This window comes from Pseudomonas sp. HR96, from assembly GCF_034059295.1.
Classification (GTDB): Bacteria; Pseudomonadota; Gammaproteobacteria; order Pseudomonadales; family Pseudomonadaceae; genus Aquipseudomonas.
Genome location: NZ_CP139141.1, coordinates 5151066 through 5164681 on the forward strand (window position 1 = coordinate 5151066; position 13616 = coordinate 5164681).

Consider the following 13616-nt stretch of genomic DNA (forward strand, 5'->3'; position numbering starts at 1 on the left):
GGGGGCGCAAAATCTCACGCGATGAATAGCCCGGGGCCTTGCTCAGCTGCCCGTAGCCTTCTCGATGCCGTGCCGGCGCAACTTGCGATACAAGGTATTGCGGCTCACGCCCAGCACCTCGGCGGCCCGGGTCATATGCCAATGCTGCTGCTCGAGCACCTCGATCAGGGCGCTGCGCTCGGCCTGTTCCAGTGGCGCCGGCAGCGCCTGCGCCAAGGGCGCGGGCTGGCGCACCAGTGCCGGCAGGTCGGCCACGCCGATCATCGCGCCCTCGCAGAGGGCCACCAGGGTGCGCAACACCGTGCGCAACTGGCGCACGTTGCCCGGCCAGGCGTAATCCAGCAACCTCTGCCGCGCCGCCGGCGCCAGCTGCACACGGCGCTCCTCGCCGGCCAGCTCGCGGGCCAGGAGAAAATCCAGCAACTGGCTCCTGTCGCTGCGCTCGCGCAACGGCGGCAGGGCGATCTCCAAACCGTTGAGCCGGTAGTACAGGTCTTCGCGAAAGCGCCCGTCAACGACCCGCTCCTGCAGGTCGCGGTGGCTGGCACTGACGATGCGCACATCCAGCGACACCGGCTCGCCACCCAGCGGCACCACCTGGCGCTCCTCCAGCACGCGCAGCAGACGAGCCTGCAGGGCCAGCGGCATGTCGCCGATCTCATCGAGCAACAAAGTGCCGCCGTTGGCCTGTTGCAGCTTGCCACGCATGCCCTCCTTGCGCGCTCCGGTAAAACTGCCGCCCACGTAGCCGAACAACTCGCTTTCGATCAGGCTCTCCGGAATGGCCGCACAGTTGAGCGCCACAAACGGCCCAGCGGCGCGCTGGCTGGCCAGGTGCACGGCCTTGGCGAAGGCTTCCTTGCCACAGCCGGTCTCGCCCTTGAGCAGCAGCGGCACGTCGCGCTCGAACACCCGCAGGGCTCGACGAAAATCCTGCTGAAGGCCAGCATCGCCCAGGCAGATGTCGGCCGCAGGCGGCGCGGTCCTGGCCACCGGCGTCGCCGGCGCAGAGGCCACGCGGACCGGGCCGGGCCGTCCCTTGACCCGCGCGTACAGCAGGCGCCCGTCATGACAACGCAACGGCCAGCTGGCCGCAGCGTCCTCGCCGGCATGCGCCAGCAACCAGTCGAGCGGGCAGTCGAACAGGGTTTCGAGCGGCCGCCCGACGAGGCTCTCGCGCGAATGCCCGAGCAGGTTCAGCGCACTCTGGTTGACCGCCTCGATCCGCCCTGCGGCGCTGAACGCCAGCAGCCCTTCGCTGAACAGCCCCATGGAGCCCATCGGCAGGTGAATCTGCAGCAGCAGGTGCTGGGCCTGGGCATTGATGAAGTAGTGGCCTTCGATCATCTTGGCCGCCAGGTTGACCAGAGTCTGCGTGTGGAACTGGCTCTGGCGCGAGACTTGGGCACGCGCCGAGGACACATCGAGCACCGCGAGCAATTCGCCATCGGGGTCGAACACCGGGCTGGCCGAGCACGTCAGGTGGGTATGACGACCACGAAAATGCTCGTCACGGTGGATGGTCAGGGCCTGGCGCTCGACCAGGCAGGTGCCGATGCCGTTGGTGCCTTCGCAGGCCTCGCTCCAGTCGGCGCCCAGCCACAGCCCGGCCTGCTCGAACACGCGCCGCTCGGCCGGCGCAGTCACGCAGTTGAGGATCACCCCACTGGCGTCGGTCAACAACACGGCATGGCCGCTGCCACTGAGCTGTTGATGCAGATGGCTCATCTCGCTGCCGACCGCCAGCAGCACCTGACGCAGCTGCTCGCGACGCTCGAGGACGTGCGCATGCTCCAGCACCGTAGGGGCGATGGCCAAAGCGGGGTCCAAATGGTAATCCTGCAAGCAGCGCCGCCAGGAACGGGCAATGGACGGGTCACCCTGGCCCCCTTGCGGCTGATCTTGGGTCACGGTGAGTACGCGACGGGCGTGGCGGCTCAGATCGCTGCTCTGCATTTTATTATTCTCCCTGGAGCGAAGGCTCAGCATCCTCTTCGCCCCTGCTCTGCGCAAGCCGACCTCAGTCGCAGAAAGGCCACTTGCTGCACGACTGACACAGTGTGTCAGGCGGACTGTGCCGTATCCGATACAGCCGCCCGTTGCATTGACCCTGCCTCCCGCCCGCGCGCCGTGTTCCCAGGCCTTCGCAGAGCAGTGGCCCAGCCTTTGCTCTACGCTCAATGACCTGGATCGGTTCAATCAGCTGGATCGTTGCAGCTCCCCACAAGCACAAGAGCAGGAGACACCTACCATGCGTTACGCACATCCCGGAACCGACGGCGCGCTCGTATCCTTCAAGAGCCGCTACGGGAACTACATCGGTGGCGAATTCGTCGCCCCGGTCAAAGGCCAGTATTTCACCACCACATCGCCGGTCAACGGCCAGGCCATTGCCGAATTCCCCCGCTCCAGCGTCGAGGACATCGACAAGGCGCTGGACGCCGCCCACGCCGCTGCCGACGCCTGGGGCAGCACTTCGGTCCAGGCGCGCTCGCTGACCCTGTTGAAAATCGCCGACCGCATCGAACAGAACCTGGAGCTGCTGGCCATCACCGAAACCTGGGACAACGGCAAGGCCGTGCGCGAGACCCTCAACGCCGACATCCCGCTGGCGGCCGATCACTTCCGCTACTTCGCCGGCTGCCTGCGCGCGCAGGAGGGCAGTGCCGCGGAAATCGACGGCAACACGGTCGCCTACCACATCCATGAACCGCTGGGCGTGGTCGGGCAGATCATCCCGTGGAACTTCCCGATCCTGATGGCCGCCTGGAAGCTCGCCCCGGCACTGGCCGCCGGCAACTGCGTGGTGCTCAAGCCGGCCGAACAGACCCCGCTGGGCATCACCGTACTGGCCGAGCTGATCGGCGACCTGTTGCCGCCGGGCGTGCTGAACATCGTGCAGGGCTTCGGCAAGGAAGCGGGCGAGGCACTGGCCACCAGCAAGCGCATCGCCAAGATCGCCTTCACCGGTTCCACCCCGGTAGGCTCGCACATCATGAAATGCGCCGCCGAGAACATCATTCCGTCGACCGTGGAGCTGGGCGGCAAGTCACCGAACATCTTCTTCGAAGACATCATGAACGCCGAGCAGAGTTTCATCGAGAAGGCCGCCGAGGGCCTGGTGCTGGCCTTCTTCAACCAGGGCGAGGTCTGCACCTGCCCATCACGGGCCCTGGTGCAGGAGTCGATCTACCCAGCCTTCATGAAAGAGGTGATGAAGAAGATCGAGCAGATCAAACGCGGCGACCCGCTGGATACCGAGACCATGGTCGGCGCCCAGGCCTCCGAGCAACAGTTCGACAAGATTCTCTCCTACATGGAAATTGCCAAGCAGGAAGGCGCCGAGCTGCTGACCGGCGGCAAGGTGGAAAAACTCGAGGGCAACCTGTCGACCGGCTACTACATCCAGCCCACCCTGCTCAAGGGCACCAACAAGATGCGCGTGTTTCAGGAGGAGATCTTCGGCCCGGTGGTCAGCATCACTACCTTCAAGGACGAAGCCGAAGCCCTGGCCATCGCCAATGACACCGAGTTCGGCCTCGGCGCCGGCGTATGGACCCGCGACATCAACCGCGCCTGGCGCATGGGCCGCGGCATCAAGGCCGGTCGCGTCTGGACCAACTGCTACCACCTGTACCCGGCGCACGCCGCGTTCGGTGGCTACAAGAAGTCTGGTGTCGGTCGTGAAACCCACAAGATGATGCTCGACCATTACCAGCAGACCAAGAACCTGCTGGTGAGCTACGACATCAACCCCCTCGGGTTCTTCTGACCTGCCGCGGCAACCGGCCTGGCAACAGGCCGGTTGTTCACGCGCCTTGCTCCGGGCCGGCGAGCTGGAGTACTAATGGCTTGTCCTTCCGACACCACGTCGTAACGGAGAAGCGCCATGGCACAGTTCGTCCACACCGCAGGCCAGCAGACCTATCGCTTCGACAGCCTCAAGCAACTGATGGCCAAGGCCAGCCCCGCTCGCTCGGGCGACTATCTGGCCGAAATCGCCGCCAGCAACGATCGCGAACGCGCCGCCGCGCAGATGGCCCTGGCCGAAGTGCCGCTCAGGCACTTTCTGCAAGAAGCGCTGATCCCCTACGAAACCGATGAAATCACCCGCTTGATCCTCGACACCCATGACGCCCAGGCCTTTGCCGCGGTCAGCCATCTGACCGTCGGCGGCCTGCGCGACTGGCTGCTCGGGGACGAGGCCGACGAGCACAGCCTGCGCGCCCTGGCCCCAGGCCTCACGCCGGAGATGGCCGCCGCCGTGTCGAAAATCATGCGCATCCAGGACCTGGTGCTGGTGGCGCAGAAGATCCGCGTGGTCACCGCCTTTCGCGGCACCGTCGGCCTGCGTGGCCGGCTGTCGACGCGCCTGCAGCCCAACCACCCCACCGACGACCCGGCCGGCATCGCCGCAAGCATCCTCGACGGCCTGCTGTACGGCAACGGCGACGCCATGATCGGCATCAACCCGGCCAGCGACAGCACCGGCGCCATTGTCGAGTTGCTGCACATGCTCGACGCCATCATCCAACGCTACGACATTCCGACCCAGGCCTGCGTACTGACCCACGTCACCACCTCCATCGAGGTGATCGAACGGGGCGTGCCGCTGGACCTGGTGTTCCAGTCCATCGCCGGCACCCAGGCCGCCAACGCCAGCTTTGGCGTCACCCTCGAGCTGCTGCGCGAGGGCTATGAAGCCGGGCAGAGCCTCAAGCGCGGCAGCGCCGGCGACAACCTCATGTACTTCGAGACCGGCCAGGGCAGCGCGCTGTCCGCCGACGCCCACCATGGCGTCGACCAGCAGACCTGCGAAGCCCGCGCCTACGGGGTGGCGCGGCACTACAAGCCGTTCCTGGTCAACACCGTGGTCGGCTTCATCGGCCCGGAATACCTCTACAACGGCAAGCAGATCATCCGCGCCGGCCTCGAAGACCACTTCTGCGGCAAGCTGCTCGGCGTGCCCATGGGCTGCGACATCTGCTACACCAACCATGCCGAAGCCGACCAGGACGACATGGACACCCTGCTGACCCTGCTCGGCGTGGCCGGCATCAACTTCATCATGGGCATCCCGGGCTCCGACGACATCATGCTCAACTACCAGACCACCTCGTTCCACGACGCCCTGTACGCGCGCAAGGTGCTGGGCCTGGCACCTGCACCCGAGTTCGAACGCTGGCTGCAGCGCACCGGCATTCTCACCCGGCTGGACGGGCAACTGCGCCTTGGCCGCGACTTGCCGGCCGCGTTCGGCCATGTCCTGCGCGGCCTGAATTGACGCAGGCGCTGACTGCCGGGCGCGAACTAAACTGCGGCCCCGGCTTCTGATCCAGATCTGCAATTTTGTGACATAAAACTCACAGATCGCCGGTTATGCTCAGCCCGAACATGCGCCCGTTCAGCCCCCACACAGGCTCGCAGGCCGTATACTGGCCCCCCATTTTTTATCCCACCCGTGGACGCGGGTGACTGACAACAGGTGTCGCACATGGAATTTCACCCTCTGGACCTGATACTGCATCTGGACGTCTACCTCGACATGCTGGTGCGCAACTATGGGCTGTGGATCTACGCCATTCTGTTCCTGGTGATCTTTTGTGAAACAGGCCTGGTGGTCACACCTTTCCTGCCAGGCGACTCTCTGCTGTTCATCGCCGGCGCCGTCGCTGCAGGCGGCGGCATGGACCCCTGGCTGCTGGGCGGCCTGTTGATGCTGGCGGCCATCCTCGGCGACAGCACCAACTACGTGATTGGCCGAACGGCCGGCGACAAGCTGTTCAGCAACCCCAACTCGAAGATCTTTCGCCGCGACTACCTCGACCAGACCCACGCGTTCTACGAGCACCACGGCGGCAAGACCGTCACCCTGGCGCGTTTCCTGCCGATCCTGCGCACCTTCGCGCCCTTCGTCGCCGGCATCGGCAAGATGCACTACCCACGCTTTCTCGGTTTCAGTGTCGCCGGCAGTGTGGTCTGGGTCGCCGGCCTGATCACCTTGGGTTATTTCTTCGGCAATATCCCGTTCATCAAGAAGAACCTGACCCTGCTGATCGTCTTCATCATCCTGCTCTCGCTGCTGCCGATGATCATCGGCCTGGTGAAAAGCCGCAAAGCCCGTACCGCCTGACCGGTGTGGTCGCTGAGCGCCTGGCGGCGGCGTCGCACCCTCGCCCGGCACCCGGTGGATGCGCAGACCTGGCACGGGGTACGCCAGCATCTGGCCATTCTCGACGGCCTCGACGAACCTGAGGAGCAGCGCCTGCGCGAGCGCAGTGTGCTGTTCCTGCAGGCCAAGCACCTGACGTGCCTGCCCGGCGTCGAATTGAGCGAGCAGGACCGTCTGCTGCTCGCCGCCCAGGCGCAACTGCCGCTGCTGCACCTGGCCGAGCTGAACTGGTACCAGGGCTTCCACGAGATCATCCTGTACGCCGACGACTTCCTCAGCCCGCAACGCCACCGCGACGCCAGCGGCGTGGAGCACCAGTGGGACGGCGAACACAGCGGCGAGGCCTGGCAACACGGCCCGGTGATTCTCGCCTGGTCCGGCGTGCTGGCCAGCGGCGGCTGGGACGGCTACAACCTGGTGGTTCACGAACTCGCGCACAAACTCGACATGCTCAACGGCGATGCCAACGGCCACCCGCCGCTGCACAGCGACATGCGCGTGCAAGACTGGGCCAGCGCCATGCAGGGCGCGTATGACGACCTCAATCGCCAGCTCGACCGCCACCCCGATGCCGATACCACCATCGACCCCTATGCGGCAGAGAACCCCGCGGAGTTCTTCGCCGTCACCAGCGAATATTTCTTCAGCGCTCCGGACCTGCTGTCTGCCACCTACCCCGAGGTCTACCGGCAGCTGGCAGCTTTCTACCGCCAGGATCCGCTGAGTCGATTGCAGCGCTTGCAGGCGAACCATCCCCAATACAAAGCGTCGGAGTGATACCGCGCGCGGTTCCCTGCCACTTTCGATCCGGGAAAGCGCCCCGGCAAACATGGCAAGGTGCCGTTAATGTGCCTATAATCGCCACCACTTTTTGGCCACAGCGGCCATATTTTACTGGCCTACAACGGGGGCAACGCCCATGAGCTACAGCAAGATTCCGGCTGGCAAAGACCTGCCGAACGACATCTACGTCGCCATCGAGATTCCGGCCAACCACGCGCCGATCAAATACGAGATCGACAAGGACAGCGACACCCTGTTCGTCGACCGCTTCATGGCCACCCCGATGTTCTACCCGGCCAACTACGGCTTCATCCCCAACACCCTGGCCGACGACGGCGACCCCCTCGACGTGCTGGTGGTCACCCCTTACCCGGTGGCTCCAGGTTCGGTGATCCGCGCTCGCCCGGTCGGCATCCTGCACATGACCGACGACGGCGGCGGCGATGCCAAGGTCCTGGCCGTGCCTCACGACAAGCTGTCGCAGCTGTACGTGGACGTGAAGGAATACACCGACCTGCCCGCGCTGCTGCTGGAGCAGATCAAGCACTTCTTCGAGAACTACAAGGATCTCGAGAAAGGCAAGTGGGTCAAGATCGAAGGCTGGGGCAACGCTGACGCCGCCCGCGCCGAAATCACCAAGTCGGTCGCTGCCTACAAGGGCTGATCACGCGGTAACAGTAAAGCCCCGGCCGGTGCCGGGGCTTTTTTGTGCCCGCTGCACTCTGGCCTAGAGCATTGGGTAGGAAACGCCCTACATCCAACGGACAAACCCACACACTTTGTTTATTTAATCCACCACCTCGGGGTCGTAGAATTCCTCGCCATGAATACCTCCGGCGATCGACTCAAACACCTGCTCTTCGAATGCGACCTGCGCCCTGCAGACTTCGCCGCCCATCGCAACCTGACGCCGCAGCATATCTACAACTGGTTCACCCGTGGCGTCCCGGCCGCCCGGCTCGACGAGATCGCCACGCTGCTCAGCGTGCGCGCCTACTGGCTGAGAACCGGCAAGGGTCCGAAATACCCCAACGCCCCCGACCCCAGCGCGCCCTTCGAGCCCGCATCGCTGGCCTTTGTCCGCCGCCAGGGCATCAGCCAGAACGAAGCCCTGGTCAAGGCCATCAGCCGCGCCGATGACTGTCTGGTGAGCTTCCACGCGCTGTCCGGCGAACATCTGCTGCCATTGCAGGACGCCCAGCTGCGCCTGCCGCGCCAGGCTTTCGAGAGCGTCGGCGTGCGCCCGGACGACAGCATCGCCCTGCTCATGCCAGACACCAGCATGATCGACCGCCTGCCCGCCCGGGCCCCGCTGGTCATCGACAGCAGCCTCACCCACATTGTCGACGGCCAGCCGTACGCGCTGATCCACGAAGGCGCCTTGCACGTCCGCTACCTCTATCGCCAACCCAATGGCGGCCTGCGCATGCGTTGCCACAATTTCATCGAATACCCCGACCGCATTCTCAGCGCCCGCGAAAGCGGCCCACAGGACATCCGCGTGCTTGGCTGGATGTTCTGGCACGCCAGCCTGAGCGCGCAGCGGCCCCGCTCCGGGTAAAAGCAAGCGCGGTCGTGGGGTGGGCAGGCCCGGGGAATGTGGGTATGATTCGCGCACCTTTCGGGCACCCCGCGCACTTGCAGCGCGGGCGGGTCCCAGGCCGGGCCGCTACGCGCGACCCAGGCCCTGGCTGGCTTCGGCCGGCACTACAGTTGATGGCGGTCGAGGTTTGTCAAAAACAGATCGAGACCGTCCGCGAGAAGCCGGCCACAAGCCGGCTTTTTAATGGATTCTTCAAAGCTGGTCTCGTTTCAGTTGCCGCCGTCACGGTCGGGACAGCAGGGCCAATCGGCTGATGCTTTACCTCTGATGTGGTCGCATAGAAAGACTTTGCCACGATCCTTGTTCCGATTTTTCGGGACGGGCAGACTCTGCACGGAAAAAATCAAGGGGTAGATGTTAAGGTACGTCTTGCCGTGGAATCCGGGAATATGCCGTAAATGATCTATCGCAGACTGAACCCCAGGAAAGCTCTGATTTGGCGCATTGTCCATCGGGATACCCTGCCTTGGATCCTGGGTACGGTCTTCACTGCGCAAACTCTAATATGCAATCCCCTCAATACGTGAACATCGGTAATGCCGACCTGATCGAAAAGCGTAGATTTAGGCACGTGCCAATCCCACCGGGCGGGGTACTGGCCGACTACATACCCTTCTATTTCACCCCCTTCTCTGTAATGATGAAAAATATTCTGTCGGGTTGGAGTGTTCAGCAGCGCGGCAATGATGAGATCGTGATTCTGGTCTCAAGCCTTTACCACGTCGAACAGTTCGGCATACCTTTCATCTTCACAAACGCTCATGCCTATCCAAGCTGGACTAACTATTACAGTGATTTGGCTGATCTGGACGAGATCGATTGGCCAATTTACAAAGGCGCGACTTCAAGCGTGACCCTGATGACCCGCGCAAGATGGAACGTTATCAGGCAGAAGCTTTGATTTACCGTCACCTACCGATTACAGGGCTGCTTGGCATTGTGTGCTACACGGATGCGATGAAGAGACATATAGAGCAGGATGTAGCAGCTCAATCTTTGGTATTGCCCGTTCACGCCCGTCCAGAATGGTACTTCCAATGATTCGATTCACCCAGGGCAACCTACTGGAAGCCAAGACCGACGCCCTCGTCAATACGGTGAATACCGTTGGTGTTATGGGTAAAGGTATCGCATTAATGTTTAAAGAGCGCTTCGCGGACAATTACCGCTTGTACTCGGCTGCGCGCAAGGCGGGTGAAGTCATGACTGGCAAGATGTACGTGACGGCGGTCAACGAACTGGACGGACCTCGCTGGATCGTCAATTTCCCGACAAAACGTCACTGGCGATCGGCCTCGGAAATGGCTTGGATAACGGAAGGCCTGCATGATCTGCGCCGATTCCTGATCGAGAATGAAGTGAAGTCTGTGGCAGTCCCTCCCCTGGGGGCGGGCAACGGTGGTCTGAAATGGGCTGATGTCCGCGAACAGATTGTAGCTGTGCTGGGCGAACTGGATGTGGATGTCCTAGTGTTCGAGCCGTCCAGGCAGTATCTGAATGTCGCCAAACGCAGCGGGGTGGAAAAGCTCACTCCCGCCCGCGCGCTTATCGCCGAACTGGTTCGGCGCTATTGGGTCTTGGGTATGGAGTGCAGCCTGCTTGAAATCCAAAAGTTGGCGTGGTTCCTCGAACGCGCGATAGAAAAACTACCGGGCATCCAGAACCCTCTGAATCTTAAGTTTGTCGCACACAAATATGGTCCGTATGCCAACCGACTGGAGCACCTGCTCAACGCCCTTGACGGTAGCTATCTACATTGCGACAAACGTATCAGTGATGCTGGAATCAGTGACGTGATCTGGTTTGACGAAGAACGCAGGTTTTTTCTGCAAACTTACCTAAGTACTGAAGCGAAAGAGTATTCACAAGCGCTCGAGCACACTGTCCAGCTGATCGATGGTTTCGAATCCCCCTTCGGCATGGAGCTGTTGGCAACCGTGGACTGGCTGATGAGCCGTAGAGGAGTTTCTCCCTCAGTAGCTGCAGTGCGGGAGTCGCTGCGACATTGGGATGGAGGAGTCGAGTCTGCGGCTCGCAAAAGCAGATTATTTGACGATCAGGCCCCTGAAATAGCGATCAACCGACTGACTTCCATTGGATCGTCATCATGCGCCACTGAGCCCAACGGCACCCAGTCGCCTGAACAATAGCAGCCTGCTAGCATGCGACAACCCTTTCGAAAGGATTCTCGAAATGCCTGGATCGGCAACTGCCCTATTGCCTGCGCTCTTGCTCGTCGCCCTGCTCTCCCAGACTTCCCTCGCCGCCAATACCCCCTGTTCAGGCCATAAAGGCGGTGTCGCAAGGTGTGATGGGGAGCTGTTTCTCTGCAACGATGGCTCTATCAGCCAGTCGAAACGCAGCTGTCCCGCCTACACGGGTCGGTCTGCCGTGGTGGATAGTCAGAGCACACTACCCCGGCCGCAGCCTACGCCAGCTGCGAGCGAGTGTGGATGCAGCGCCAACAGGTTCTGTACCGGCCCGCGCGGTGGCGTCTATTGCCTGACTCCGGGCGGGGCCAAGAGCTACGTGAGGAAGTAGGCGTCAATCGCTATTCTGCGACGGCGGAGTAGACAGATCCTCTACGATGGCTTGTGCCATCTCTCCCAGATAGACAGCGGCCCAGGCCAGACAGGCCTCACCATCACCCATCGCCGATTCGGTCATCAGCTGCGTAGCAATCCGCTGCAGATTCGCAACATGTGCCAGCGCATCCCTGCAAGGGACGTCGGGATTGACCCGTAAAAGGGGCATGGCCAACGGACCGCAGGGGCTGAATGAGGTGCGTCCGGGCGTACAAGGAGGGAGCGACGTGTGCATGATGAAGTTCCTGTTGGGTGGCGATTCACCGCTGCCTGCCGCCAAGCAGAACAGGGTGACGGATTACGCAAGGTTGGCGGACCGGCAACAGAAACCGGCACTTCGTGGGAAGTCCCTGCGCAACCCGCCATAACAGAGCGCCGCACCCCTTCAAAAGGGGCACGGAGACATCCAGCGCAGGTGCATCTGTTGTTCGGACCGCCAAGTCCGAGCCGCTACAGTTAACGGCGCGCTGAGGGTAGCCTCAGGGCCGCGCGGCGGCAAGGCAGGATGAGCTATCGTTACAAATTGGCAACCGCAGCTAGCCGTCATTGGGCGCGTACTGCACCGGCGCCATAAAAGCATTAGCCCACTCAGCAGAGCCTTCCATCCGCTTACCTCACCCGCCCAAATGCAAACGGCCACCCCGTCACCCTCTTCTCTCTGGGCTTGGCGTAGGTGCGCACCTTGGAGGTGCGCAAGCCGAGTCGCACCAGGGACTCGGCCAGGGTCACTGCCGCCGTCACCCCATCCACCACCGGCACCCCGGTGCGCTCGCGAATCAGCTGGTCCAGCCCGGCCATGCCGCCGCAGCCCAGGCAGATCACTTCGGCCTTGTCGTCGCGCACGGCGATGTCGGCCTGGGTGACGATGGCTTGCACGGCGCGGGCGGGGTCGGCTTCGAGCTCCAGCACGGCCAGGCCGCTGGCGCGCACCGAGGCGCAGCGCTGGAACAGGCCGGCCAGGCGCAGGCGATCTTCGATCAGGGGCACGGTGCGGTCCAGGGTGGTGACCACCGAGTAGGCATGGCCCAGCAGCATGGCCAGGCTGGCGGCGGCTTCGGTGATGTCGACCACGGGCACCTCGAGCAGCTCCTGCAGGCCTTCACGACCGTGCTCGCCGTAGCCGGCCTGGATCACCGCGTCGAAAGGTCTGTCGTAGGCCATCACGCAGTCCATCACGCCGAGGGCGGCCAGATAGCTTTCGAAATTGCCCTCCACCGATTCGGCGCCGAAACGCGGGGTCAAGCCGATGATTTCGGTACCCGGGGCGGCAACGCTGCGCGCTTGCTCGGCGATGCTGGCGGTAATGGATTCGGTAGTGTTGACGTTGACGACCAGAATACGCATGCAGTGACCTTGGCTGGCTCCCTAGAGATCACTGTTCTGCAAGAGCCGCACCAGAGCTTGCAAAAGCCGCCGCAGCTTCGCGCGGCCTTGCTCAGTTGAAGAAAGCAGGCAGCACCCAGTCCCGTGTCAGCGGCGCCAGTTGCAGTGCGGCGCTGGTGCGGTTGTCGACCCACAACGCCTGTTCGATCTCGGCCGCGGCCTGCACCTGGGCCGTCGTGGTGACCCGAAACAGTGCGCAGTGCACTTCATGGCCCGGCTCGTTGGCCGCTTCGGCGGTACGGCTGCCCAGATACTGCGCCTGCTCGGGCGCGATCTGCAGGCCTAGCTCCTCTCGCAACTCGCGGATAAGCGCCTGCACCGGTTGTTCACCCGCATCGATCTTGCCACCGGGTTGCATGAAGAACGCAGTGCCGCGCTTGCGCACCAGCAGAGTACGGCCTTGGGCATCGAGAAGCAGGGCGGCGGCGATGGTGATGAGCTTGTTCATGGGCGCAAGGATAGCGGCGCGCCCTGCCACTGGCTACGGCCTTGGCCTGGTGCGCTGGCCTGGCGGCGGGCGCCGCATTCGCTAGAGGATCGCCGGCTGGTCATACAGCCGCCGCTCCACCTCGAACGCTTGCGCCACTCCCATGCCGTTGACCAGATTGTCGATCACCACCTCGCGCAACTGGCGCATGACCTGGGCATATTCCTCGCGGTGCTCGAAGTAATACTCGGACATCAACCGGGTCGCGGTCTCGCGGCTGAGCCGGTGCCTGGGGGTCAGCGCCCGCTCGGCCGCTGCGCCGTACAGGTTGAAGTCGGTGGTGAACTCGGCCCAGTCGAACCCGAAGCAATCGCCACCCTGATGTTCGAGGAGGGCCGCTTGCTGCTGACGCGGCGCCAGTACCGTGCGAGTCAGGTCGGGCAAGCCATTGCGCTCGGTGAACAGGCGAATGACCGCCAGCACGCGGCCCAGGCGCAAGGGGATCAGTTGCCCGACTCGACGGTCGTCCAGATAGCGGGTCTGCGCCAGGTGCAGGAATTGCTGGGTGGAACGCGGAGTCTTGCCGCCGGCAATCTCGACCATCAGGGGGAACAGCAGGCGTGCCAGTTGTACGTCGAGCAAGGTGGTCATGAACACTCCTTG

Annotated in this window: 13 protein-coding genes and 1 pseudogene; 9 read left to right on the plus strand and 5 right to left on the minus strand. The window is 63.1% G+C overall.

Annotated elements, in window-relative coordinates; translation table 11 throughout:
* Nucleotides 1-42: 42 nt before the first annotated feature.
* On the minus strand, nucleotides 43-1956 hold the full coding sequence (locus SFA35_RS23130; RefSeq protein WP_320573063.1) for a sigma-54-dependent Fis family transcriptional regulator: 1914 nt from the start codon (nucleotides 1954-1956) through the stop codon (nucleotides 43-45).
* Nucleotides 1957-2251: 295 nt separating this feature from the next.
* Here SFA35_RS23130 and SFA35_RS23135 point away from each other — a divergent pair, with 295 nt between their 5' ends.
* The 9 genes and pseudogenes from SFA35_RS23135 (at nucleotide 2252) to SFA35_RS23175 (ending at nucleotide 11099) form a co-directional block, all read left to right on the plus strand.
* On the plus strand, nucleotides 2252-3772 hold the full coding sequence (locus tag SFA35_RS23135) for an aldehyde dehydrogenase family protein (protein WP_320573064.1): 1521 nt from the start codon (nucleotides 2252-2254) through the stop codon (nucleotides 3770-3772).
* 117 nt (nucleotides 3773-3889) lie between these two features.
* Nucleotides 3890-5284: an ethanolamine ammonia-lyase subunit EutB gene (locus SFA35_RS23140; protein ID WP_320573067.1), complete on the plus strand. Its 1395-nt coding sequence runs from the start codon at nucleotides 3890-3892 to the stop codon at nucleotides 5282-5284.
* A 210-nt stretch (nucleotides 5285-5494) separates the two neighbouring features.
* Nucleotides 5495-6133, plus strand: coding sequence for a DedA family protein (locus tag SFA35_RS23145; RefSeq protein ID WP_320573069.1), 639 nt, complete (start codon nucleotides 5495-5497; stop codon nucleotides 6131-6133).
* 3 nt (nucleotides 6134-6136) lie between these two features.
* Entirely contained in the window at nucleotides 6137-6949 is an 813-nt protein-coding gene (locus tag SFA35_RS23150) for a M90 family metallopeptidase (RefSeq protein WP_320573071.1), read from the plus strand.
* A 142-nt stretch (nucleotides 6950-7091) separates the two neighbouring features.
* Complete coding sequence (ppa, locus tag SFA35_RS23155; protein WP_008374799.1) at nucleotides 7092-7619, plus strand: inorganic diphosphatase; 528 nt, start codon at nucleotides 7092-7094, stop codon at nucleotides 7617-7619.
* A gap of 159 nt (nucleotides 7620-7778) precedes the next feature.
* Nucleotides 7779-8516 (plus strand): helix-turn-helix transcriptional regulator, encoded by a 738-nt coding sequence (locus SFA35_RS23160; RefSeq protein ID WP_320573075.1) that lies wholly within the window; start codon nucleotides 7779-7781, stop codon nucleotides 8514-8516.
* A gap of 440 nt (nucleotides 8517-8956) precedes the next feature.
* A pseudogene (locus SFA35_RS23165) lies at nucleotides 8957-9599 on the plus strand (DUF4433 domain-containing protein).
* Nucleotides 9596-10708 carry a macro domain-containing protein gene (locus tag SFA35_RS23170; RefSeq protein ID WP_320573077.1) on the plus strand — a complete coding sequence of 371 codons (1113 nt, stop codon included), beginning with the start codon at nucleotides 9596-9598 and terminating at the stop codon, nucleotides 10706-10708. Before SFA35_RS23165 ends, SFA35_RS23170 begins: the two are co-directional and overlap by 4 nt.
* Nucleotides 10709-10751: 43 nt before the next feature.
* Entirely contained in the window at nucleotides 10752-11099 is a 348-nt protein-coding gene (locus tag SFA35_RS23175) for a hypothetical protein (RefSeq protein ID WP_320573079.1), read from the plus strand.
* Between the two features lie 3 nt (nucleotides 11100-11102).
* On the opposite strand, the gene SFA35_RS23180 is transcribed toward SFA35_RS23175, so the two are convergent.
* From SFA35_RS23180 to SFA35_RS23195, 4 genes are all read right to left on the minus strand, one after another.
* A complete protein-coding gene (locus SFA35_RS23180; protein WP_320573081.1) occupies nucleotides 11103-11378 on the minus strand; it encodes a DUF3077 domain-containing protein in 276 nt (91 codons plus the stop codon).
* A 374-nt stretch (nucleotides 11379-11752) separates the two neighbouring features.
* Nucleotides 11753-12487, minus strand: coding sequence for an aspartate/glutamate racemase family protein (locus SFA35_RS23185; RefSeq protein ID WP_320573083.1), 735 nt, complete (start codon nucleotides 12485-12487; stop codon nucleotides 11753-11755).
* A 91-nt stretch (nucleotides 12488-12578) separates the two neighbouring features.
* Nucleotides 12579-12974, minus strand: a complete 396-nt coding sequence (locus tag SFA35_RS23190; protein ID WP_320573085.1) for an NUDIX domain-containing protein — start codon at nucleotides 12972-12974, stop codon at nucleotides 12579-12581.
* Nucleotides 12975-13055: 81 nt separating this feature from the next.
* Nucleotides 13056-13604, minus strand: a complete 549-nt coding sequence (locus SFA35_RS23195) for a hypothetical protein (RefSeq protein WP_320573087.1) — start codon at nucleotides 13602-13604, stop codon at nucleotides 13056-13058.
* Nucleotides 13605-13616: the final 12 nt, after the last annotated feature.

Bases quoted from the DNA above. Each gene is read 5' to 3' on its own strand.
- SFA35_RS23130 (WP_320573063.1), bottom strand. From the start codon at position 1,956: ATGCAGAGCAGCGATCTGAGCCGCCACGCCCGTCGCGTACTCACCGTG.
- SFA35_RS23135 (WP_320573064.1), top strand. From the start codon at position 2,252: ATGCGTTACGCACATCCCGGAACCGACGGCGCGCTCGTATCCTTCAAG.
- SFA35_RS23140 (WP_320573067.1), top strand. From the start codon at position 3,890: ATGGCACAGTTCGTCCACACCGCAGGCCAGCAGACCTATCGCTTCGAC.
- SFA35_RS23145 (WP_320573069.1), top strand. From the start codon at position 5,495: ATGGAATTTCACCCTCTGGACCTGATACTGCATCTGGACGTCTACCTC.
- ppa (WP_008374799.1), top strand. From the start codon at position 7,092: ATGAGCTACAGCAAGATTCCGGCTGGCAAAGACCTGCCGAACGACATC.
- SFA35_RS23160 (WP_320573075.1), top strand. From the start codon at position 7,779: ATGAATACCTCCGGCGATCGACTCAAACACCTGCTCTTCGAATGCGAC.
- SFA35_RS23170 (WP_320573077.1), top strand. From the start codon at position 9,596: ATGATTCGATTCACCCAGGGCAACCTACTGGAAGCCAAGACCGACGCC.
- SFA35_RS23175 (WP_320573079.1), top strand. From the start codon at position 10,752: ATGCCTGGATCGGCAACTGCCCTATTGCCTGCGCTCTTGCTCGTCGCC.
- SFA35_RS23180 (WP_320573081.1), bottom strand. From the start codon at position 11,378: ATGCACACGTCGCTCCCTCCTTGTACGCCCGGACGCACCTCATTCAGC.
- SFA35_RS23185 (WP_320573083.1), bottom strand. From the start codon at position 12,487: ATGCGTATTCTGGTCGTCAACGTCAACACTACCGAATCCATTACCGCC.
- SFA35_RS23190 (WP_320573085.1), bottom strand. From the start codon at position 12,974: ATGAACAAGCTCATCACCATCGCCGCCGCCCTGCTTCTCGATGCCCAA.
- SFA35_RS23195 (WP_320573087.1), bottom strand. From the start codon at position 13,604: ATGACCACCTTGCTCGACGTACAACTGGCACGCCTGCTGTTCCCCCTG.